Genomic DNA, 21,627 nt, shown 5'->3' on the forward strand with positions numbered 1-21,627 from the left:
ACTCAAGCCTGAGGTGGTCATCTGCCAGGAAAGTACTGCCCGGAAGTAGCAGAAGATCCCGCCCCTTGGAGGGACGGGATCTTCGTCACTGTGGAGCTAAGGAGAATTGAACTCCTGACCTCCTGCATGCCATGCAGGCGCTCTACCAACTGAGCTATAGCCCCTGGTGCCACGCGGCGGAGCCGCATGTCTTATCCGCCCCGCTCAGCGGGGCGAACAAGAAGAACTCTAGCCTGTGACCTGCCGGAAAGTGAAATCCGGGGTCAGGGGTCAGTCGTCGTCGCCGAGGACGGGCTCCGGGAGGGTGCCCGCGTTGTGCTCCAGCAGCCGCCAGCCGCGGGCGCCTTCGCCGAGCACGGACCAGCAGCAGTTGGAGAGGCCGCCGAGGCTCTCCCAGTACTGGGCCTCCAGGCCGAGGAGCCGGCCGATGGTGGTGCGGATCGTGCCGCCGTGGCTGACCACCACCAGGGTGCCGTCCTCGGGCAGCTTCTCGGCGTGCCGCAGCACGACGGGGGCGGCGCGGTCGGCGACCTCGGTCTCCAGTTCGCCACCGCCGCGGCGGACCGCCTCGCCGCGCTTCCAGGCGGCGTACTGCTCGCCGTACCGGGCGATGATCTCCTCGTGCGTCAGGCCCTGCCAGACGCCCGCGTAGGTCTCCCGCAGGCCCTCCTCGCGGACGATGTCGAGGCCGGTGAGGGTGGCCAGCTCGGCGGCCGTCTTCGCGGCCCGCTGCAGGTCCGAGGAGACGATCGCGTCGGGGCCCAGGGAGGCGAGCAGCCGGGCGGCCCGGCGGGCCTGGCCGAGGCCGGTCTCGGTCAGCTCGACGTCCGTGGTGCCCTGGAAGCGGCGCTCCACGTTCCACGAGGTCTGGCCGTGCCGCCACAGGATGATGCGGCGGCCCCGGTCCTTGCGGTCGCTCACCTCGGCGGTGGCGGTCATCACCACTCCCCGCCCGGCTCGTCGGCGACCTCGGCGGCCTGCAGCTTGGCGTGCTCCTCGGCCTTGCCGCGGGTGGCCTTGGCGTCGGCGGGCAGCTCGAGCTCGGGGCAGTCCTTCCACAGCCGCTCCAGGGCGTAGAAGACGCGCTCCTCGCTGTGCTGGACGTGGACGACGATGTCGACGTAGTCGAGCAGGATCCAGCGGGACTCGCGGTCGCCCTCGCGGCGTACCGGCTTGGCGCCGAGTTCCTTCTGCAGGCGCTCCTCGATCTCGTCGACGATCGCCCTGACCTGGCGGTCGTTCGGCGCGGAGGCCAGCAGGAAGGCGTCCGTGATCGAGAGCACGTCGCTGACGTCGTAGGCGATGACGTCGTGGGCGAGCTTGTCGGCCGCCGCCTGGGCGGCGGTGTTGATGAGCTCAAGGGAACGATCAGTGGCGGTCACTACATGGCTTTCCGTCAAGGGGTCACTTGACACCAAGGGTCTCACGGACCGCCGGGCGCACCCCATGTGATTAACGGATCACACGGGGTGCCCCGGCCGCTGTCAGAGGCGGGCCGGTGGTCAGGGCCGGTAGTTGCTGCCCAGGACGACCGAGACGTCGGCGCCGGAGGAGACGGTGCCCTTGGTCACGGAGCCGGCGGGCAGGCCCAGGGTCTTGGCGACCTCCGCGGCGTTCGCCTTGTCGGCGGCGTCGGCGTAGAGCACCTGCGAGGTGGTCCGGGCGGCGGAGGCGGTGCCGCCCTCCAGGAAGGTGAAGCCGCCGTTGAGGAGGACCACGCGGGCCTTCTCGGTGTTGTCCTTCACACCGGTGGCGTTCTGGACGGAGACCCGGACCGCGGAGCCGGCGTCGGGGCTCTTGGCGGTGCCGCCGAGGATGTTCTTCACCACACTGTCGCTGGTCCGGGCGCTCAGCGTGCCGTCGGACTGCACGGGCAGCAGGGCCGTCCTGTAGTCGCCGCCCTTGGCGAGGTCGGCGAGCTTGGCCAGGAAGGCGCCGAGGTCCTTGTCGGTCAGCGGCGGGTCGAGGATCTGCGCGAGGGTCTGCACGGTGACCGTGGCGCCCTGCGCATCCGAGGAGATCTTGCGCAGCACGCCCTGCATGACCTGTCCGAACCGCTCCAGCTGGGCGTTCTGGGCCTCGCCGGAGGCGCGGTAGGTGGCGTAGGCCACGGCCGCCTTGCCGCTGAGGGTCTGGGCCTTGCCCTTGTGGACCAGCGGCGCGGTGCCCTTCTTCTTGGCGTCCGGGTCGGGTACGTCGGTGTCGGTGTCGATGTCGATGTTGCCGACCAGGTCGACGAGGTTCTGCAGGTACGGGGTGTCCAGGCGCCAGGTGCCCTGGATGTTGGTGCCGAGGACGGTGTCGAGCTGGTCGCGGGTGCCGGAGGCGCCGTCGTCGTCGACCGACTTGGCGAGGGTCGTGGTGCTGCCGTCGTCGCCGGCGAGCGCGAGGGAGTTGGGCAGCAGGACGGTCGTGCCCTGCTCGGTGGTGGTGTTGTCGACCAGCAGCGCCGTGGAGGTGCCGCCCTTGCCGGTGATGTGCAGGTGGACGACGATCACGTCACGTTTCTGGGCGGCCGCCGGCGTCGCCGTGCCCGACTTGGAGCCGGAGGAGGACAGGCCGGGCAGCTTTCCGGCGTACCAGAGGTAGCCGACACCGCCGACGGCGACGAGGGCGAGGACGACGAACAGGGCGACGATCCGGCTGCGGGCGCGGCGGCGGGCCTCCTCGCGGCGCTCGGTGCGGTTCTCGGTGAACTTCAGCCAGTCGATGACGTCTTCGGAGTCGTCGCTCGGCTCCTCGACGAAGGCGAACTGCCCGGTGTGGTACTCGCGTTCGGCCTGGGGCTCCGGCTCGCCGGCCGGGCCGGCCTGCTGCGGGATGTAGGCGGTCTGCTCGGCGACGCGCGGGTGCTGCCCGCTGGTCGCGGTCTGCCCGTACGGGTCGTACGCGTTCGCCGCGCCCCTGCCGCCGCCGTAGGTGTCGTAGGAGGAGCCGGGCTGGGCCGGCGTCTGGCGGCCGGTGTCGTACGCGTCGTAGGACGGGGCGGGGCGCTCGTTGCCGGTGCCGTAGGGCTGAGCCGGCTGCTGCCCGGTGGCGTACGGGTCGTAGCCGTAGCCCTGCTGGGCGTACGGGTCGTAGGGCTGCTGCGGAGACGGCTGTGCCGGGACCTGCTGGTACACCGGCCGGCCGTACTCGTCGTAACCGACGAGTTCGTACTGGCCGTCTCCGTACCCCGCGTCGTATCGGTCGTTCACCGGTGCCCCTCTCGGCTCACTCGCCGCGGTACAGCTCGCGCTTGTCGATGTAGCGCACGACTCCGTCCGGCACCATGTACCAGATGGGCTCGCCCTTGGCGACTCGCGCACGGCAGTCCGTCGAGGAGATGGCGAGCGCGGGCACCTCGACGAGTGTGACACCGCCCTCCGGCAGGCCGGGATCGGTCAGGTGGTGGCCGGGCCGGGTGACGCCGATGAAGTGCGCCAGGGAGAACAGCTCCTCCGAGTCGCGCCAGGTCAGCAGCTGGGCGAGGGCGTCGGCGCCGGTGATGAAGAAGAGGTCCGTGGCGGGGTTGAGGGCCCGCAGGTCGCGCAGGGTGTCCACGGTGTAGGTGGGGCCGCCGCGGTCGATGTCGATGCGGCTGACGGAGAACTGCGGGTTCTCGGCGGTCGCGATGACCGTCATCAGGTAGCGGTCCTCGGCCGGGGAGACCTTGCGGTGGGTCTTCTGCCACGGCTGGCCGGTGGGTACGAACACCACCTCGTCCAGCTGGAACTGCGCCGCGACCTCGCTGGCCGCCACCAGGTGTCCGTGGTGGATCGGGTCGAACGTTCCGCCCATGACGCCGAGGCGGCGCTTGCCCGAGTGGGCGGGGCCGCTGCCCGGGCCGTGGGCCGGGGTCTTCACCGTGCCTGCCGCCGTTCCGGCGTGCTGGATGGCGTCGGCGGCCGCGGGTGCGGCCGTCTCGTGCGCCGGGCCGGTAGGCATGTCCTGCTCTCCCATGCGTGCAGACCCTACCGGCCCCACCTGAGGGCCCCGGCGGGGGACGGGGTCCCGGGTCAGCGGTCCCGGTTGAAGCGGGTGGTGATCCACAGGAGCAGAAGCAGGATGACGAGGGCACTGCCGCCGGTGACGGCGGGGTTCAGGCTGTCGTGGTTGCCGCCGTGCTCCTCGCCCCCGGCGGCGAGGGTGACCAACTGGGCTGCGGCGCTGTGGAAGCTCATCTTCGGCAGGACCTATCGCGTGTGGGCGGGATAAAGACGTCGGCTCATCGTAAGCGGGCGGCCCGGCGGCGATCACCCCGACTCCGCCGTTGGTGCGGGCGCGGGCGCGGTTCGGCCGTCGGCGAGGGAACTTTCGCCGGCGGTCAGTCGTCCTTCCGCTTGTAGCCGCGCAGCAGGAACCACGCGGTCAGTGCGCAGCCGAAGACCATCACGATCAGGACGACCCGGAGCAGATTCCCCGACCCATGCTGCTGGACGGCACCGCCGGCGGCCTCGGTCAGCCAGGCGGCTGCGGGGTGGTGCTCCATGACGTGGACTCCTTCGGCTGCACTGCCCGTCCACGGTATCTCCGCCTAGGCTGGCTCCTGCCTCGGGGGCACAGTGAGGCACTCATACGCACATGGGGGATGACATGTCCGACGACGGCCGCGAGCAGACGGGGCACGAGCGCGTGCCGAGCAGGCAGCGCAGGCGCTTCCCCGGGATCTCCTCGCGCGCGTACGAGCACCCGGCCGACCGGTCGGCCCTGGTGGCGCTGCGCAAGCTGAGCGGTTTCGACACGGTGTTCAAGGCGCTCAGCGGGCTGCTTCCGGAGCGGAGCCTGCGGCTGCTGTTCCTGTCCGACTCGGTGCGCGTCTCCGAGCGGCAGTTCAAGCATCTGCACGACATGCTGCTGGACGCCTGTTACATCCTGGACCTGGAGAAGGTCCCGCCGATGTACGTCAACCAGGACCCGCAGCCGAACGCGATGTGCATCGGCCTGGACGAGCCGATCATCGTGGTCACCACGGGGCTGGTCGAGCTGCTCGACGAGGAGGAGATGCGGGCGGTCGTCGGGCACGAGGTGGGCCACGCCCTGTCCGGGCACGCGGTGTACCGCACGATCCTGCTGTTCCTCACCACCCTGGCGCTGAAGGTCGCCTGGATACCCCTGGGCAACTTCGCGATCATGGCGCTCGTGACGGCGCTGCGGGAGTGGTTCCGCAAGTCGGAGCTGTCCTCGGACCGGGCCGGGCTGCTGGTGGGGCAAGACCCGAAGGCCTCCATGCGCGGCCTGATGAAGATCGCGGGCGGCAACCACCTGCACGAGATGAACGTGGACGCGTTCCTGGAGCAGGCCGAGGAGTACGAGGCGGGAGGCGATCTGCGCGACTCCGTGCTGAAGATCCTCAACGTGCTCCCCCGCTCGCACCCCTTCGCCGCCATCCGGGCGGCCGAGCTGAAGAAGTGGTCCGAGTCCCGGGACTACCAGCGGATCATGGACGGCCACTACCCGCGGCGCGCCGAGGACAAGGACACCTCGGTCAGCGACTCCTTCCGCGAGTCCGCCGCGAGCTACAAGGACGACGTGAAGACCTCCAAGGACCCGCTGATGAAACTGGTCACGGACCTGGCGGGCGGCACGGCGGGCCTGGGCGGCCGAGTCCGCCGGGGCTTCGACGGCTTCAAGAGCCCGGCTCCGCCGAAGGACGCGCCGGCCGACACCCCGCCGCAGGACGAGGAGTGACCGCAACTCCCTGACAACGCACCCTCACCCCGTCGGCTGAGCCCCGGCGGCCAGCGTCCCGCACAGCGCGGTGGCACTGTCCGTCGCATAGGGGTCGGTCCCCGCCGGCCCGCCCGCCCTCGCGGTCTCCCCGGCCAGCAGGGGGTGGAGGTAGGAGGTCGCGTCCTCCGCGCAGGACATGGGGCCGGCCTGGGCGTAGGAGGTGACCAGCTGGAGCTGGCCCACGCGCAGTGCGTCACTGTCGAAGTGGAAGGTCATCTCACGGCGGACCGTGAACAGCGACACGGGCGCGTCGGCGGCGGCGCCGGTCCGGCGCAGGGCGTAGACGAAGATCGTGTCGGCGCTGACCTCGAGCGTGGCCGCGTCGGTCTCGTCGGCCTGCAGGGTGCCCTGGACGCGGATCCGGTCGTCGGCCAGTTGCGCGCGGGAGGGGTCGAGGCGGACCAGCCAGCCGGTGGGGGCGTGGCGGCCGTCCGCCGCGGGGTGGTCGAAGCTCTGGTCGAACTGGTCGAGCTGCTCGGAGTCGAGGAGGGCCCGGGCCGGGCGGGACTGGCGGCCGGTGAGCACGTCGGGGTCGAGGGAGGAGCGGACCAGGTAGGTCCTGGCGATGCTCAGGGCGGCCGTGACCTGGCTGTCGGAGAAGTGCGGGGTGCTGCGGGTGGCCGGCAGCGGGATCCCGGCGGCGCCGACCTCGAACTGGCGGGCGGGACTGTGCGCGTAGAGCAGCTCGGCGTCGGCACCACCGGGCACCTTGCCCTGGGGTGCGAGCGGGATGACGGTCATCCGCAGGGCCTCGGCGGAGCGCCGGGCCTGCGGTGAGCCGTACGGGTGACGGACGCCCATGTAGATCGCGGTGCCGAAGGCGACGGCGAGCAGCAGGACGAGAACCAGGAGCTGCCGGGTCAGTCCCCGGCGCAGGTGCGGGCGGCGGCGCACGGCGGGCGCGTGGTCGCCCATGCGCTCCTGTGCGGAGTACTCCTGGAGGCGGGCAGCGCGAACGAACGACTCGTCGAAGACGACGGATCGGTACTCGTCCTCTCCACCTCCGGGGCCGCCCTCGGGTGTCCCCTCAGGTGGGTCTCCAGGCCCGCCCATACTTTCAGAGTAGGTCTCGTGGGCCTCGGGTAAACGCCCCGCTACGCGACAACTTCTGACAGGTTCTCAACAGGTGCCGGTACGGGAGTTCAAGGGGTCCGCGGGAAGGCCGAGACGGCCGGCGGGTTGGAGTCGGCGGAGGCCGAGGGGGGCGATGCCGCGCCCTGTTCCAGGCCGGTCGCGGCGGGGGACGGCACCCGGTCGCGGGTGTTCGAGGAGGCGCCCCGGTAGACGGCGGCGAAGGCCAGCGCGACCATGCCGATGCCCATCACGAGGGCGAGCACCCAGGCGACGGGACGGTGCCAGCGGACCTGCTTGCCGTGCGTCCCGAAGAAGCCGCGGCCGTCGCCGAGGACGTAGGTGTCGTCCAGTTCGTCGTCCCGATCATGACCGAAATCGGTACCCTCGGGGCCGTACGCGTCGTCGTAGCGCTCGCCTCTGGCGTGGGCGCGGCGGGCTTCTGCCTCGGAGGCCTCGGCTCTTGCCTGCGCGGCGGCCAGGAGGCGTTCCACGGCGGTCGGCTCGTGCACCACGGCCGCCTGCACGAAGGCCTCATCGAAGACCACGGAGGCGAACTCTTCGTCCGACACCCCGTGGTCGTGGTCGTCGTCGGGCTCCCAGCCGTCAGGGAACGGCGTGCCCCCCACGTCCTCCGGCACGGATCCAGAGTAGACCTGGGGGGTCAATTTGGGCAGACGGTATGGAAATTCATCCGCCTGCTGAGACGCCTTTTCGCCAGCGCCGTCAGCGGCGCACGTGACCGTCGCCGGTGACGATGTACTTCGTGCTGGTCAGTTCCGGCAGGCCCATCGGGCCGCGGGCGTGCAGCTTCTGGGTGGAGATGCCGATCTCGGCGCCGAAGCCGAACTGGCCGCCGTCGGTGAACCGGGTGGAGGTGTTCACGGCGACGGTGGTGGAGTCGACCAGCTGGGTGAAGCGGCGGGCGGCCTGCTGGGAGGTGGTGACGATCGCCTCGGTGTGGCCGGAGGTCCACAGCCGGATGTGCTCGACGGCCTTGTCCAGCGAGTCGACGACGGCGGCGGCGATGTCGTACGAGAGGTACTCGGTCTCCCAGTCCTCCGGGGTGGCCTCGACCACGGTGGCCTTGGAGTCCTTGGCGTAGGCCATGACGCGCTCGTCGGCGTGGACGGTGACGCCGGCCTCGGCGAGGGCGTCGAGGGCGCGCGGCAGGAACTCGGGGGCGATGTCCTGGTGGACCAGGAGGGTCTCGGCCGCGTTGCAGACGCTGACCCGCTGGGCCTTGGAGTTGATGAGGATCTCGATCGCCATGTCGATGTCGGCCCGGGCGTCGACGTAGACGTGGCAGTTGCCGGTGCCGGTCTCGATGACGGGGACGGTGGACTCGTTGACCACGGTCTGGATCAGGGAGGCGCCGCCGCGCGGGATGAGCACGTCGACGAGGCCCCGGGCGCGCATCAGCTCGCGCACCGAGTCGCGGCTCTCACCGGGCACCAGCTGGACGGCGTCGGCGGGCAGCCCGGCGCCGCCGACGGCGTCCCGGATCACCCGGACGAGGGCGCTGTTGGACTCGTAGGCGGAAGCCGAGCCGCGCAGCAGGACGGCGTTGCCGGACTTCAGGCAGAGGGCGGCGGCGTCGACGGTGACGTTCGGGCGGGCCTCGTAGATGATGCCGACCACGCCCAGCGGGACGCGGACCTGGCGCAGGTCGATGCCGTTGGGGAGGGTGGAGCCGCGGACGACCTCGCCGACCGGGTCGGGCAGCTTCGCGACGTCGCGGACGTCGGAGGCGATGGCGCGGACCCGCTCGGGGGTGAGGGTGAGCCGGTCGACGATGGCCTCGCTGGTGCCGTTCTCCCGAGCCTTGGCCACGTCCTTGGCGTTGGCCTCGACGATCTCGCCGGTCCGGACCTCCAGGGCGTCCGCGATGGCGAGCAGCGCGTCGTCCTTCACGGCGCGCGGGAGCGGCGCGAGGTCGGCGGCGGCGGCCTTGGCCCGGTAGGCGGCCTGGGTGACCGGGGACATGGAGTCGTAAGGCGAGAGCGTGGTCATGAGGGAAGGGTAGTGCGCCGGACGGGGCCGTCCATCGCTCGTTCCACACCCCGAGACGGGATCAAGGGGGCACAGACACCCGTACGACCTCAGAAGGGATGAACCCCTACCGGAGTCGCGGGCGGCGGGCCGTAGCCCTCGGCGATGCGCTGGTGGTAGGTCTCCCGGTCGATGACCTCAAGGCCGACGATCTCCCAGGCCGGGAGTCCGGCGGTCTGGCGGTGCTCGCCCCACAGGCGCAGGGCCACGGCGGCGGCGTCGTGCAGGTCGCGGGCCTCTTCCCAGTAGCGGATCTCCGCGTGGTCGTTCGCGTATCTGCTGGTCAGCAGGAAGGGGTGGTCATGGGCCAGCTGTTCCAGGGCGCGCCGCAGATCCTTGAGGGGGACCTCCTGCCCGGAAACGCTGAGGGTGACGTGCCAGAGGCGGGGCAGGTCCCTGGGCTCCTCGTAGGTGCCCCCGGCCGCAACGCTCGTCAGAGCACCGCGGGACGCCGCCGCCCCAGGGCGCACTCGTCTCACGACGGCCTCCTTCACGCAGCGCTCGGGAACGTGTTCCTGAGACAAAGTTGAGCAGGCCCCAAGGCTCCGCGGGGCGGTTTTACGGAACGTCCCCCACCGGGGGCCGTCGTTACGGCCCGTTTTTACGGGTGCAGGAGCACCAGATCGTCCCTGTGTACGACCTCGCGTTCGTACGCCGGCCCCAGCTCGCGCGCCAGCTCCCGGGTCGAACGCCCGATCAGCTGGGGGATTTCCTTGGCGTCGAAGTTGACGAGCCCGCGGGCCACCGCGCGGCCGGTGCCGTCGCGCAGCTCGACGGGGTCGCCGGCGCTGAACTCGCCCTCCACGGCGGCGATTCCGGCGGGCAGCAGCGACTTGCGCCGCTCCACGACCGCGCGGACGGCACCGTCGTCCAGGGTGAGCGAGCCCTGCGGGGCGGAGGCGTGCTGGAGCCACAGCAGGCGGCCGCCGGAGTGCTTGCCGGTGGGGTGGAAGAAGGTGCCGGTGTCGCCGCCGCCCAGCGCCTCCGCGGCGTGGACGGAGCTGGTGAGCACCACCGGGATGCCCGCGGCGGCGGCGATCCGGGCGGCCTCGACCTTGGTGACCATGCCGCCGGTGCCGACGCCGGCCTTGCCCGCGCTGCCGATCTCGATGCCCTCGAGATCGGCGGGCCCGCGCACCTCCGCTATCCGCGAGGTGCCCGGCTTGCTGGGGTCGCCGTCGTAGACGCCGTCGATGTCGGAGAGGAGCACCAGCAGGTCGGCGTGGACGAGGTGGGCGACGAGGGCGGCGAGGCGGTCGTTGTCGCCGAAGCGGATCTCGTCCGTGGCAACGGTGTCGTTCTCGTTGACGATGGGGAAGGCGCCCATGGCCAGCAACTTGTCCAGGGTGCGGGAGGCGTTGCGGTGGTGGGCGCGGCGGCTCATGTCGTCGCTGGTGAGCAGGACCTGTCCGACGCGCACGCCGTAGCGGGCGAAGGAGGCGGTGTAGCGGGCGACGAGCAGTCCCTGGCCGACGCTTGCGGCGGCCTGCTGGCGGGCCAGGTCCTTGGGGCGGCGGCGCAGGCCCAGCGGTGCGAGGCCCGCGGCGATGGCGCCCGAGGAGACCAGCACGATCTCCTTCTCTCCCCCGCTGCGGACCTTGGCGAGGACGTCGACCAGCGCGTCGACGCGGTCGGCGTCCAGGCCGCCCGCGGCGGTGGTCAGCGACGAGGAGCCCACCTTGACGACGATCCTGCGGGCCTCGCCCACGGCCTGCCTTGCCCTTGCCACCTTGCCTGCTGTCCCCTCGCCCGGTTCCGGCTGCTGTGCGGCAATCTACGCGAAGGGGGCCGTGCGCCGCGCACCGGTCCAGCCTCCGGACGGGCGGTGGGTAACCGCTTGCTCACCGCTTGCGTACGGCAGAAAGGTCGTACTGGTTGCAACGCGGGCAACCTGGTCTTCCAGGACGCGGCGCACAAGATCCTCGAGGTCCCGGGAACCGAGGTCGTCTCGAACGGCGGACGGACCGAGGTGGCCGCGGCCGCGCGCATCAAGCGGAGTACGACGCCTTCGTCGTGCCGCTCGCCAACGCCTTCCGGCCGTCCTTCGAGACCGCGCTGAAGCGCCTGACCCGGCTCATCACCCGGCTGAGGATCCCGGTCGTGGTCCTCGGCGTCGGCGCGCAGACCGGGGTGAGTTACGACCCGGCGCGGCTGAAGAGCATCGAGCCGACGGTGCGCGAGTTCTGCGCGACGGTACTGGAGCGCAGCAGCTCGATCGGGGTGCGCGGCGAGTTCACCGAGCAGTACCTGCGGGACATGGGCTTCCGGGACGTGGAGGTCATCGGCTGCCCGTCGCTGTTCCTGTACGGCAGCGAACTCGACGTGCGCAAGCGGGTGCCGCACTGACCGCCGAGTCGCGGATCGCGATCAACGGTTCGCACAGCGCCCCTTCGACTTCTCCTTCGGTTCGCGCATCCACGGCAACATCGCGGCGCTGCTCGCGGGGACGCCCGCGACGGTGCTGTGCGGCGACTCGCGCACGCTGGAGCTGTGCCGGTACTTCGAGATCCCGCACCAGCGGCTGGACCAGGTCGCCAAGGACCCGGAGGCGGCCGACCCGGCGCGGCTGTACGAGCAGGCCGACTTCGGCGCTCTGGTCGGCAACCACCGGGAGCGCTTCGAGCGGTTCACCGGCTTCCTGGACCGCAACGGGCTGCAGAACACCTTCACGCACGGCGACGGCGGCGCGGCCTTCGAGAAGAAGATGGACTCGCTGTCGTTCCCGCCGGGTGTGCGCCCCTGGAACGACACCGACCTCGCCTCGCTCAGCAGCCGGTTCGGCTGGCTGCACAACCGGGTGAGCGAACTGACGCAGGACAACACCCAGTTGCGCCGGGAGCTGGCGCGGGCGAGGAAGGCCCAGGACGGCGTGCCCGCGCCCAGCGCCTCCGTCTACCGGCGCGCCCGCCGCGTGGTGGGCCGGCCGTTGCGCCGGGCGCTGCAGTCCGGCAAGCAGTGACTCCCCCGGCCGGCGGGGGCCCTCAGGTCGCCGCCGCTCCGAATCCTCCGCTCGGCAGCATCCGCCGGATCTTCCTGAGCGCCCGACGCAGGAAGGAGTTGGCGGCGGCCTCCCGGTAGCCCTCGAAGGCCCGGGCCTCGCGGGCTTCGGCAAGGTAGACGTGGTCGGGGATGCCGGCCGCCTTGGACCGGAAGTGCGGGTAGACGAGGTAGACGCGGGTGCCGCGCTTCTCCAGGATCGCGGCGGCCTGTCTCTTGTCCTTGACGAACTTCACGACGTCCAGCAGCAGTTCGGGCCGCTGCATGGCCACGAGGTGCAACCGCAGCCGCTCGTGCACCTTGAGCCGGCGGGCCACCCCGGGCGTCCAGTGGGCGTCCATCAGCGGCTTGGCCAGCTCCAACTTGTGCCGGCGCACCTCTTCGCTGTCGGTCAGGAACTTGGGCCCGAACTGCGGCAGCAGGGTGATGAGGAAGGGCCGGATCATCAGGGTGTCGCGCTTGTCGCCCGCCGGGACCATGTCGGCGATCAGCTTCATCAGGGCGCGCGCGGAGTCGAAGCGGAGCGTGTAGCTGCCGGTCTTCGTGACGTGCTTGCCGTCCTCGCGGCCGACCAGGTAGTAGCAGGGGTGGTCGGCGACCACCGAGACGCCGTCCGCCCGCAGATAGGCCTCCATGGTGAACAGCGCGTCCTCGCCGGTCCACAGGGACTCGTCGAACCGCATGCCGTGCTTCTCCAGCAGCGCCCGGCGGAACAGCTTCTGCGCGCTGAGCGTGAACTTGATGTTGGACGAGAAGACGTCGGTCCGGTCGAGGGTCTTGCCCCACATGGACTTCGGCGGGGTGCGGTTGATGCCCTCGACCTTGCCGAGCACCACGTCGGTGCTGTTCTTGTCGGCCATGGCGACCATGCGCTCCAGGGCCTCGGGCCCGAGCCGGTCGTCGGCGTCCAGGAAGAAGACATAGCGTCCGGCCGCCTTGCCGAGGCCGACGTTGCGCGGTCCGCTGGGGCCGCCGGAGTTCTCCTGGCGGATGACGGTGACCGGCATGAGGGCACGGTCCGCGAACTCCTCCAGGTACTCCCCGGTGCCGTCCGTCGAGCCGTCGTCGACCGCGATGACCTCCATGCGTGCCGGGTCGATGGTCTGTGCCTCGACGGATGCCAGGCACTCGACCAGGTACGGCATCGCCTCGTACGCCCCGATGATCACGGTGACATCAGGCTGCGTCACGACGGTCACGTTTCCCCCTTGCTGCTTTCCCGCTGGTCAGCGGAACATTTCCCCCGTATCGCCTCACGCAACCTGATAGACGGGCACCTGTGGGAAGCGGTTGCCTCACAGCGGGTAATCAGTGACGCATGTCACACCACTGCCGCCCTCACAGGAAGCGGACAGACACGGAGTACGACGGGCGGTACGAGACAGTACGCAGCCGGAGTAAGAGCGGTTCAGCAGTGGTTAAGAGCCGCGCAAGACGGCCGGACACGGCAGCGGCCCCCGAGGAGTGCTCCTCGGGGGCCGCGTGCCAGGGGGGCGGGTCAGCCCGCGGTAACGCCGTCCGTCTCACCGGCGGACGCCCCGCGCTGGCCCGGTACCGCGTTGGTCAGCTCGGCGGTGTCGGCGTTCTGGGCGACCGGCCGGGAGTCCTGGCCGACGTTGCGGGCCTCGGCCTTGAGGGCCAGGTCGGCGATCGCGGTGTTGAACTGGTCGATGGACTTCGGCTCGTCCGGGCCCAGCAGGTACCGCTTCAGCTCGCCCCGGTCCTCGGCCAGCGGGTCGGTGGAGGGGTCGCGCACGGCGTCCAGCAGGCCGCCCAGCTCGGCCGCGCTGTTGGACAGGATCGTCGCCGCGCGCACGGCCGTGTTCTGCCGCTTGAACTCCTCCACGCCAAGATCGGCGGAGTCGGTAACGGCGTAAGGCTTGCCGCTCGCGATGAAGTCGGAGACCACGGAGGAGATGTCGGAGACCATCGCGTCCGAGACGTTGAAGCAGTCGTACAGGCGCGGCTCGGCACCCGTGATGACGCGGTGCTCGTACGAGGGGAAGGAGCGCCAGTAGACGTCGTTCCACTCGGCGCGCAGCCGGGCGATCTCCGCGTGCAGCTGGACGTCTACGACGCCGTCGCGGGTGGCCTCGGCCTCGTCGCCCTTCTGGCCGCCGGCGGCGGCCAGCTCGGCGAGGCGGGCCTCGATACGGGCCAGCTCGGCCTCGGCCCGGGCCTGCTCGGCGGTGTCCGCGCTGAAGCGGGAGTCGGCGGCGCGCTCGGCGGCGGCCTGCTCGACCAGGGCGGTGATGCGCTGGTGCGCGGCGCCCGCCTCCTTGCTGACGGTGCCGGTGAAGGGGTGCGGCTTGTACAGGACGCGGACCGGCGGGTCGGCCTGCACCAGCGCCTTCACGATGTTCTCGCCGGCGAGCACGATCGAGGTGTTGCCGGGGTTGCCGTCCCAGCCCTCCCAGGTGGGGGCGTAGAGAACGGTGGCGATACGCCCCTCGGGCACGCCCTGCCAGCTCTGGATGGGGGCCAGCTGCGGGCGGCCGACCTCGACGATGTCGTCGTCGCGGACACCGACGTCGGCGATGGCGTAGCGGTCGCGGCCGGCCCGGCCGGCCGTCCAGACCTCGTCGTACACCTTGCTGTACGGGTTGACGCTGGCCAGCTTGTCGCTGTCGCCGTGGCCGATGAAGACGTGCTTCATGGTGGGCACGCGCAGCAGGTGGATGTTCTTGCCGACGTTGGCCGCGTACAGGGCGACGCGCACGGTCGACAGGTCCAGGTTCATCAGGTGCACCCCTCCGGGCACGCAGATGACGGGGACCGTGGTGGGCGCCAGGTTGTTCAGGATCGCGCGCTCGCGCAGGATGATCAGCGGCCGGGTCTCCAGCTGCTCCATCGTCTCCAGCCACATGTTGACCTGGTACGCGGAGTCCTTGGAGCCGGAGAAGTACAGGACCGTCTCCGGCTTGTAGCCGGCCAGCCACTCGTCGACGGCGGCGAGGACGACGTCGGCCTTCGGCGGGACCTTCGTGCCGCGCACGTACGGCACCAGCACCAGCACGTACAGGCAGCCGAGGCCCACGGTGAGGCCGATGCCGACGAAGCCGGCGACGGCCGAGCCCACCATCGCCGAGAGCACGATGCCGACGACGGCGAAGAGGTCGAGGTGCAGCATCTTCTCCGCGGAGCGGTGCAGCAGGCGGCGCGGCGGGGCGTCCGGGATACGGATGCGGGACTTCAGGTCGACGTTGCGGGTGGCGACCGGCATCTTGCGGCGGTTGCGGATCAGGGTGACCAGCGCGCCGTGCGGGGCCTGGAGGCCGTAGAAGGCGATGAAGCAGGCGACCGCGCCGTAGAAGATCAGGTCGTTCGCGTGCGCGAGCCGGGCCAGCAGCAGGATCAGCAGCAGCTGCCGGATCAGGAACCGGATCGACAGACCGGCCCGGACCTTGCTGAGGCGGTTGATCAGGTAGCTGCCCTTGCGGTGCAGATAGTGGTCCGCCAGGTACGTCACGGCTGCCACGGCCGCGAAGGCGTAGACGCTCGGGACGAGCGCGGCCAGCATGAGCGCCGGGAAGCCCAGCATCACGAGGGCCGCCGCGGCCAGCTCGGCCACGCTGCCCACCCGGGCGACGCGAATAGCGGTGGATATCACAGAGAAACCTGCTCTGGGAGGGAGTGCCGGTTTTGTTCAGTAATGTCGGGGATGCCGATAATTCGAGCGGCGTAAAGACATCGGCGATGTACGGACTCAGGCCCCTGCGAATGCCCGGTGAGTGAGCGCCGCAGAGGCCTGATTCCTAAATCCTATTGATCCGCAATTATTACACCCCGTCCTGACGGTCCAGGACGGAGGCCAGCGCCTGCTCGAACCCGGAGGCCTTGGCGGCGCCCGCCGTCGGGTCCTGCTGACGGACGTCGATCACGTGACCGGTCAGCTCGGAGAGCAGCACGTCCAGGGAGGTGCCGGCCACGGCCTCGGAGGAGAGCAGCGAACCCGCCGGCTCCTGGCCGAAGGCCTTGGTGCGCATCGGGGTGGCGGTGCGCTCCGGGTTGATGCAGTTCACGCGGATGCCGTCGCCGGCCCACTCGTCGGACAGCGCCTGAGTGAGGTTCACCATGGCGGCCTTGGTCGAGGAGTAGAGGCTGTACTCGGCGCGGCCGCGGGTGTAGCTGCTGGAGGTGTAGAGCAGCAACTGGCCCTTGGTCTCGGCCAGGTACTTGTACGACGACCGGGCGATCTGCACCGGGGCCAGGTAGTTGACCTTCAGCGCCTCCTCGATGGTGGCGTTGTCGGTCTCGGCGAGCTTGCCGATGCGCAGCACGCCCGCCGTGTTGACGACGTAGTCGATCCGGCCGGTCTCCGCGTACGCCTTGGACAGCGCGTCGTCGACCTCCTCCGGGTTCTCCACGTGGGTGCCGGTGGTGGAGCGGCCCAGCGCGTAGACGCGCGCGCCGTAGGACTCGGCGAGTTCGGCGATGTCCTTGCCGATGCCGTAGGAGCCGCCGAAGATCACGACGGTCTTGCCGGTGAGGAGTTCGCGGTAGGCCTCCTCGCCGTTCTGCTCGGGGGCGGCGGTGGAGGCGAGCTGGAACAGCTTGTCGGCGATGAAGACGTCGACCGGCTGCGTCACCTTCATGTTGTACTCGTCGCCCGCGACGACGTGGATCGGCACGTCCGGCAGGTACTTGAGGACGACGGAGCAGTCGTCCGTGGCCTGGAAGTTGGGGTCACCTGCGGCGACCTCGTAGGCCCGCTTGATCGTGGACAGCTTGAAGGCCTGCGGCGTCTGGCCGCGGCGCAGCCGGGAGCGGTCCGGGATCTCGGTGATGAACTCGCCGTCCTCGCCGTGCGTGCGCGTGACGATGATGGTGTCCGCGGACGGGATGGCGACGTCGACCGCCTGGTAGCGCTCCAGCGCGACGACACAGTCGTCGATGACGCGCTGCGACAGCAGCGGGCGTACCGCGTCGTGGAAGAGGACGTTGAGGTCCTCGCCCTCGGCCAGGCCCTCACCGAGGGCCTCGATGGCGCGCTCGGTGGTCTCGTTGCGGGTCGAGCCGCCCTCGATGATCTTCTTGACCTTCCGGAACCCGGCCTTGGCGACGATCTTCTCGATGTCCGGCACATAGCCAGGCGCCATCAGCACGATGACGTCGTCGATCGACTCGGCGTTCTCGAAGGTGGTCAGGGTGTGCTCGATGACTGCCTTGCCGGCGATCTTCAGCAGCTGCTTGGGGATCGACAGACCCACGCGCTGACCGGTTCCACCAGCCAGGATCACTGCGGTGGTTCGGGGCTTGGCTATGTGCTGGGACACAGGCTGACCTACCTTGGGACGACAGGGAACCGTGAAAGGCTCTCACTTTCGATAAGCGGGATGCAAGGCGGACGACATCCCCTGCCTATGCGAGCGCAACCCGTCATTCACCTTAGACTCCGGATCGTTGGACATGGTTGCCGCGTACGGTTGTGAAATTCCTGTGAGTAAGTACACAGCCTGTGCTCAGCGCCGCCCGAGCCGCTTCAGAAAGCGGTGTCCGAGCACCCTGACCAGCTCTTTCGACGACGTCTGGTGCACGGTCCGGGCAGGGGTCGCACCGAGGGGTGTTGAGGCGGCAGCGGCAAGCGCGCCGTACAGGGCGCGGGCCGCCGCTTCCGGGGAGATCCGCGGCTCCGGCCCAGCCGGCAACGGGAGTTCGGGCACCGCCGAGAGCAAGGCCGGGTCGCCGATGACGCGCACGGCGAGCGTACCGATCCTTTCGGCCATCTCCGCGCCGCTCTCACCGGCCGCCCGGGCCGCCCAGCGGGGAGTCGGGATCTTCACGTCCCGGGGCGTCGGGCTGCACGTGTTCTTCATATGCAGCACCGCGCCGTTGCGAACACGCCGGGAATACAGCTCCTCGGGGAGTCCATTGCCACGGAATTCCACATTGAGATTCCGCAGCATCTCGGTCTCGGCCAAAGTAAGAGAACGGTTAGCGGTGTCCGCGGCCGGATGAAGAAAATTTACCGGCAAGCCGAGCAGTGTCTCGAAAGTGCGCATCAGACCGCCGCGGTCGCGGTCGTCCACCACGACGACGGTTACACGTTCCGGTCCGGCGATCCGGGCCCAGCGCTCCGCCAGCCGGTCGTGCCGGTGCCGCTGCCAGAAGCTGGGGTTCGGCTTCTCGTACGGCGGCTTGCGGAGCATGTGTTCCAGCCAGTCCTCGTAGCCCATGCGCAGCCCGTTCTGCACGTACTGCTGCCACTGCGAGGGCATGATCCTCGCCAGCGGACGCAGCGTGACCAGGGCGTGCACCCGGTCGCCGCCGAGCTGCTCGACGATCCGGGTGATCGTCCCGTCGTCGGGGGCGTCGGCGAAGAACTCGCTGCTGATCACCGAGGTCTTCGCAGTCCGTCTCCATGGCCAACGGACGGTAAGAGGCTTACCCGGGTCTCACCTGGACGTACCTGGGTCTCACCTGTCAGACCAGGCGCACGCCCGGCTCGTCCGACTCCACCCGCAGCCGCGCCAGCGTGCTCGCCGTGGCCTGCGGCTTGACCACCGTGTCGACGACCCGGACCTGTGCGTCGATGCCGTCGCGGCGGATGTCGAAGAGGTGGTAGCCGCGGTGGGCGTCGATCACCTTCCAGTGCGGGTTGTCCGCCATCAGCGGGTCCCACTGGGCGTGGAAGGCGGCCTGGTCCTGGTCGCCGTTGCTGGAGATGGAGGTGCCGACGAACTCGGCGCCGACGACGTCGGAGTCCGGGTCGGCGAAGTCCTCTTTCAGGTCGCTGATCATCGTCAGGTGCCGGTCGCCGCTGAGCACGACCGGGTTGCGGATGTCGGCGAACTCCTCCAGCAGGGCGCCTCGTTCGGCCTGGTAGCCGTCCCAGGCGTCGTAGTACCAGAGCTTGCCCTCGCCGAGCAGCAGGTCGGTCTCGGCCATCATGATCTGCGAGGCGATCAGGTTCCAGCGGGCCGGGGAGCCGTACAGCCCGTCCAGCAGCCACTGCTTCTGCTCGGCGCCGAGCATGGTCATCGACGGGCTCTCGGCGCCGTCCTGGGTGGTCGCCTGGTCGGTGCGGAACTGCCGGGTGTCGAGCACGTTGAGCCGGACCAGGCGGCCGAACTCCAGCCGGCGGTACATCTGGATGTGCGGGCCGTTCGGGATCGCGGTGGCGCGGACCGGCATGTGCTCGTAGTACGCCTGGTAGGCCGCGGTCAGCCGGGCCACGAACGCGTCGTGCGACTGCTTGCCGGGGTCCTGCGGGATCTCGCCGGCGAAGTCGTTGTCGACCTCGTGGTCGTCGAAGGTGACCACCCAGGGCGCGCTCGCGTGCATCGCGGCGAGGTCGGGGTCGGTGCGGTACTGGGCGTAGCGGTTGCGGTACTGGACCAGGGTGTACGGCTCGTCGCTGCCCTCGTGCCGGCGTACGGCGGTGGCGGAGGGCTTGGACTCGTAGATGTAGTCGCCGACGAAGAGCACGACGTCGGGGTCCTGGGCGAGCATGTCGGCGTACGGGGTGAAGTAGCCGTGCTGCCAGTTCTGGCAGGAGGCGAGCGCGATGCACAGCGAGCCGCCCCTGCGGTGCGGGTGGGGGGCGGTGCGGGTGCGGCCGGTGGGCGAGAGCTGGCCGTCGGCGCGGAAGCGGTACCAGTACGGGCGGTCCGGGCGCAGTCCCCGTACATCCACGTGAACGCTGTGCCCGTACTCGGGCCGGGCCTCCACGGTGCCTGTGCGGGCGGTCTTCGCGAACCGCTCGTCCTCGGCGATCTCCCACTCCACGGGGACGACCGCGTCGGGCATGCCGCCGCCGTGCAGGGGGTCGGGGGCGAGCCGGGTCCACAGCACGATGCCGTCGGGCAGCGGGTCGCCGGAGGCCACGCCGAGGGTGAACACCCCGTCGGGCAGCGGGGTTTGGGCTGCCCGGGCCACCGTGGCCGGCAGCCAGAGCTGGGCGGAGGCCGCGGCGCCGAGGACGGCGGCACCGGCGGTCAGAAAGCGGCGTCGGGCGGGCGGTAATGCTCCGGTCATTCGCTGACTCCCTTGCCACGGAGGCCTCTTGGGCTCGGACCTTCGGAAGCTCCCACGGCCGGACGTCCCGCCCGCTGAACGAGAGCATTCGCGTGCATGACAAACAGGCAGACAACAGAAGACCCGCCGCGACACAGGAACCACGGATGGAACGTGACCTTGCCGCAACGGGTCTCACTGGCTGTCAGGAGATGCCCACGGTAACGGGAGTCAGCGGGCGAATCCCGAGCCGATCCGGCCATTCGCCGCAGGTGTGCCCGGCGCCGGGACACCGCAGGCGCGGTGCCCGGCGCTCACCTTCTCGGCCCGGGTGGTGCGACCGGCTACTCGAACGGGTCGAACTCGTCGTACTCGCGCTGCGTCTCGTCCCGCTCGGCCTGCTTGTCGCGGCGGCGCTGCGCCGCGGGCCGCGGCTCCTCGAAGCGGTGGTCCTCGCCGCGCCGGCCGAGCATCTCCGCGCCTGCCATGACCGTCGGCTCCCAGTCGAAGACGACCGCGTTCTCCTCGGGGCCGATGGCGACGCCGTCGCCGGAGCGGGCGCCCGCCTTCATCAGCCGCTCCTCGACACCGAGGCGGTTGAGCCGGTCGGCGAGGTAGCCGACGGCCTCGTCGTTGTTGAAGTCGGTCTGGCGGACCCAGCGCTCCGGCTTCTCGCCGCGCACCCGGAACAGCGGCTCGCCGTCGACCTCCTCGCGCGTGACCGTGAAGCCCGCGTCGTCCACGGCCTTGGGCCGGATGACGATCCGCGTCGCCTCCTCCTTCGGCTTCGCGGCGCGCGCCCTGCCGACCAGGTCACCGAGGGCGAACGACAGCTCCCGCAGCCCGATGTGCGCCACCGCGGACACCTCGAAGACGCGGTAGCCGCGCGCCTCCAGGTCGGGGCGGACCATCTCGGCGAGGTCCTTGCCGTCCGGCACGTCGATCTTGTTCAGGACGACGATGCGGGGACGGTTGTCGAGGCCGCCGTACTGCCGCAGCTCCTCCTCGATGATGTCGAGGTCGGAGACCGGGTCGCGGTCGGACTCCAGGGTCGCGGTGTCCAGCACGTGCACCAGCACACTGCACCGCTCCACGTGCCGCAGGAACTCCAGGCCGAGGCCCTTGCCCTGGCTGGCGCCCGGGATCAGACCGGGCACGTCGGCGATGGTGTAGACGGTCGCGCCTGCGGTCACCACGCCCAGGTTCGGGACGAGGGTGGTGAACGGGTAGTCCGCGATCTTCGGCTTGGCCGCGCTGAGCACGGAGATCAGCGAGGACTTGCCCGCGCTCGGGTAGCCCACCAGAGCCACGTCGGCGACCGTCTTCAGCTCCAGGACGATGTCCTGGAGGTCACCGGGCACGCCCAGCAGCGCGAAGCCCGGCGCCTTGCGGCGGGCGCTCGCCAGCGCCGCGTTGCCGAGGCCGCCCCGGCCGCCCTGCGCCGCGATGTACGAGGTGCCGTGGCCGACCAGGTCGGCGAGCACGTTGCCCGCCTTGTCCAGGACGACGGTGCCGTCCGGCACCGGCAGGACCAGGTCCTCGCCGTCCTTGCCGGAGCGGTTGCCGCCCTCGCCGGGCTTGCCGTTGGTGGCCTTGCGGTGCGGGGAGTGGTGGTAGTCCAGGAGCGTGGTGACCGACTGGTCCACGGTCAGGATGACGTCACCGCCACGGCCTCCGTTGCCGCCGTCCGGGCCGCCGAGCGGCTTGAACTTCTCACGGTGGACGGAGGCACAGCCGTGACCTCCGTTACCCGCGGCGACATGCAGCTCGACGCGGTCCACGAAGGTGGTCATGGTTCAGTGCCTCCAGATACGTACGGGAATCTCTACTGCGTAACAC

18 protein-coding genes, 1 tRNA gene and 1 pseudogene are annotated in these 21,627 nt (G+C 70.4%); 2 read left to right on the forward strand and 18 right to left on the reverse strand.

What is annotated here, in order from left to right; all coding sequences use genetic code 11:
• Positions 1-91 precede the first annotated feature (91 nt).
• From ACFYZZ_RS12700 to ACFYZZ_RS12730, 7 genes are all read right to left on the reverse strand, one after another.
• Positions 92-164, reverse strand: a tRNA-Ala gene (locus tag ACFYZZ_RS12700).
• 106 nt (positions 165-270) lie between these two features.
• Positions 271-939, reverse strand: coding sequence for a histidine phosphatase family protein (locus tag ACFYZZ_RS12705; protein WP_389174546.1), 669 nt, complete (start codon positions 937-939; stop codon positions 271-273).
• Positions 939-1,382, reverse strand: coding sequence for a ribosome silencing factor (gene rsfS, locus ACFYZZ_RS12710; RefSeq protein WP_386571855.1), 444 nt, complete (start codon positions 1,380-1,382; stop codon positions 939-941). The genes ACFYZZ_RS12705 and rsfS overlap by 1 nt, the downstream gene beginning before the upstream one ends.
• 120 nt (positions 1,383-1,502) lie before the next feature.
• Positions 1,503-3,197 carry a LytR C-terminal domain-containing protein gene (locus ACFYZZ_RS12715; protein ID WP_389174549.1) on the reverse strand — a complete coding sequence of 565 codons (1,695 nt, stop codon included), beginning with the start codon at positions 3,195-3,197 and terminating at the stop codon, positions 1,503-1,505.
• Between the two features lie 16 nt (positions 3,198-3,213).
• Positions 3,214-3,942 (reverse strand): nicotinate-nucleotide adenylyltransferase, encoded by a 729-nt coding sequence (gene nadD / locus ACFYZZ_RS12720; RefSeq protein ID WP_389174550.1) that lies wholly within the window; start codon positions 3,940-3,942, stop codon positions 3,214-3,216.
• A 56-nt stretch (positions 3,943-3,998) separates the two neighbouring features.
• Positions 3,999-4,163: a hypothetical protein gene (locus ACFYZZ_RS12725; RefSeq protein WP_389174553.1), complete on the reverse strand. Its 165-nt coding sequence runs from the start codon at positions 4,161-4,163 to the stop codon at positions 3,999-4,001.
• Between the two features lie 143 nt (positions 4,164-4,306).
• The gene (locus ACFYZZ_RS12730; RefSeq protein WP_389174556.1) at positions 4,307-4,471 is read right to left on the reverse strand and encodes a hypothetical protein; all 165 of its coding nucleotides are present in this window, start codon (positions 4,469-4,471) and stop codon (positions 4,307-4,309) included.
• 104 nt (positions 4,472-4,575) lie between these two features.
• Here ACFYZZ_RS12730 and ACFYZZ_RS12735 point away from each other — a divergent pair, with 104 nt between their 5' ends.
• On the forward strand, positions 4,576-5,670 hold the full coding sequence (locus ACFYZZ_RS12735) for a M48 family metallopeptidase (RefSeq protein ID WP_389174558.1): 1,095 nt from the start codon (positions 4,576-4,578) through the stop codon (positions 5,668-5,670).
• A 24-nt stretch (positions 5,671-5,694) separates the two neighbouring features.
• Here ACFYZZ_RS12735 and ACFYZZ_RS12740 read toward each other — a convergent pair whose 3' ends face one another.
• The 5 genes from ACFYZZ_RS12740 to proB all read right to left on the reverse strand — a co-directional run bounded on the left by ACFYZZ_RS12740 (position 5,695) and on the right by proB (position 10,543).
• The gene (locus ACFYZZ_RS12740; protein ID WP_389174560.1) at positions 5,695-6,765 is read right to left on the reverse strand and encodes a hypothetical protein; all 1,071 of its coding nucleotides are present in this window, start codon (positions 6,763-6,765) and stop codon (positions 5,695-5,697) included.
• A gap of 89 nt (positions 6,766-6,854) precedes the next feature.
• Entirely contained in the window at positions 6,855-7,451 is a 597-nt protein-coding gene (locus ACFYZZ_RS12745) for a hypothetical protein (RefSeq protein ID WP_389174561.1), read from the reverse strand.
• A gap of 58 nt (positions 7,452-7,509) precedes the next feature.
• Entirely contained in the window at positions 7,510-8,796 is a 1,287-nt protein-coding gene (locus tag ACFYZZ_RS12750; RefSeq protein ID WP_389174563.1) for a glutamate-5-semialdehyde dehydrogenase, read from the reverse strand.
• 89 nt (positions 8,797-8,885) lie between these two features.
• Complete coding sequence (locus tag ACFYZZ_RS12755) at positions 8,886-9,314, reverse strand: hypothetical protein (RefSeq protein ID WP_389174566.1); 429 nt, start codon at positions 9,312-9,314, stop codon at positions 8,886-8,888.
• Between the two features lie 122 nt (positions 9,315-9,436).
• Positions 9,437-10,543, reverse strand: a complete 1,107-nt coding sequence (gene proB, locus ACFYZZ_RS12760) for a glutamate 5-kinase (RefSeq protein ID WP_389175735.1) — start codon at positions 10,541-10,543, stop codon at positions 9,437-9,439.
• 117 nt (positions 10,544-10,660) lie between these two features.
• Between proB and ACFYZZ_RS12765 the strand changes: the two are divergent.
• Positions 10,661-11,794 (forward strand): annotated as a pseudogene (locus tag ACFYZZ_RS12765) (polysaccharide pyruvyl transferase family protein).
• A gap of 22 nt (positions 11,795-11,816) precedes the next feature.
• On the opposite strand, the gene ACFYZZ_RS12770 reads toward ACFYZZ_RS12765, so the two are convergent.
• The 6 genes from ACFYZZ_RS12770 to obgE all read right to left on the reverse strand — a co-directional run bounded on the left by ACFYZZ_RS12770 (position 11,817) and on the right by obgE (position 21,581).
• Positions 11,817-13,031 carry a glycosyltransferase family 2 protein gene (locus ACFYZZ_RS12770; RefSeq protein WP_389174568.1) on the reverse strand — a complete coding sequence of 405 codons (1,215 nt, stop codon included), beginning with the start codon at positions 13,029-13,031 and terminating at the stop codon, positions 11,817-11,819.
• Between the two features lie 299 nt (positions 13,032-13,330).
• On the reverse strand, positions 13,331-15,412 hold the full coding sequence (locus ACFYZZ_RS12775) for a hypothetical protein (RefSeq protein WP_389175737.1): 2,082 nt from the start codon (positions 15,410-15,412) through the stop codon (positions 13,331-13,333).
• A gap of 199 nt (positions 15,413-15,611) precedes the next feature.
• The gene (locus tag ACFYZZ_RS12780) at positions 15,612-17,108 is read right to left on the reverse strand and encodes a D-ribitol-5-phosphate cytidylyltransferase (RefSeq protein WP_389174571.1); all 1,497 of its coding nucleotides are present in this window, start codon (positions 17,106-17,108) and stop codon (positions 15,612-15,614) included.
• 186 nt (positions 17,109-17,294) lie between these two features.
• Positions 17,295-18,170 carry a hypothetical protein gene (locus ACFYZZ_RS12785; protein ID WP_389174574.1) on the reverse strand — a complete coding sequence of 292 codons (876 nt, stop codon included), beginning with the start codon at positions 18,168-18,170 and terminating at the stop codon, positions 17,295-17,297.
• Between the two features lie 85 nt (positions 18,171-18,255).
• Positions 18,256-19,809, reverse strand: a complete 1,554-nt coding sequence (locus ACFYZZ_RS12790) for an alkaline phosphatase D family protein (RefSeq protein ID WP_389174577.1) — start codon at positions 19,807-19,809, stop codon at positions 18,256-18,258.
• 323 nt (positions 19,810-20,132) lie between these two features.
• Positions 20,133-21,581 (reverse strand): GTPase ObgE, encoded by a 1,449-nt coding sequence (gene obgE, locus ACFYZZ_RS12795; RefSeq protein WP_389174579.1) that lies wholly within the window; start codon positions 21,579-21,581, stop codon positions 20,133-20,135.
• Between the last annotated feature and the right edge of the window lie 46 nt (positions 21,582-21,627).

This window comes from Streptomyces sp. NPDC001816, from assembly GCF_042892235.1.
Lineage (GTDB): Bacteria > Actinomycetota > Actinomycetes > Streptomycetales > Streptomycetaceae > Streptomyces.

Coding starts and splice junctions, on each gene's coding strand:
- ACFYZZ_RS12705 (WP_389174546.1), bottom strand. CDS start 939: ATGACCGCCACCGCCGAGGTGAGCGACCGCAAGGACCGGGGCCGCCGC.
- ACFYZZ_RS12740 (WP_389174560.1), bottom strand. CDS start 6,765: ATGGGCGGGCCTGGAGACCCACCTGAGGGGACACCCGAGGGCGGCCCC.
- ACFYZZ_RS12730 (WP_389174556.1), bottom strand. CDS start 4,471: ATGGAGCACCACCCCGCAGCCGCCTGGCTGACCGAGGCCGCCGGCGGT.
- ACFYZZ_RS12735 (WP_389174558.1), top strand. CDS start 4,576: ATGTCCGACGACGGCCGCGAGCAGACGGGGCACGAGCGCGTGCCGAGC.
- ACFYZZ_RS12750 (WP_389174563.1), bottom strand. CDS start 8,796: ATGACCACGCTCTCGCCTTACGACTCCATGTCCCCGGTCACCCAGGCC.
- nadD (WP_389174550.1), bottom strand. CDS start 3,942: ATGGGAGAGCAGGACATGCCTACCGGCCCGGCGCACGAGACGGCCGCA.
- ACFYZZ_RS12790 (WP_389174577.1), bottom strand. CDS start 19,809: ATGACCGGAGCATTACCGCCCGCCCGACGCCGCTTTCTGACCGCCGGT.
- obgE (WP_389174579.1), bottom strand. CDS start 21,581: ATGACCACCTTCGTGGACCGCGTCGAGCTGCATGTCGCCGCGGGTAAC.
- ACFYZZ_RS12725 (WP_389174553.1), bottom strand. CDS start 4,163: ATGAGCTTCCACAGCGCCGCAGCCCAGTTGGTCACCCTCGCCGCCGGG.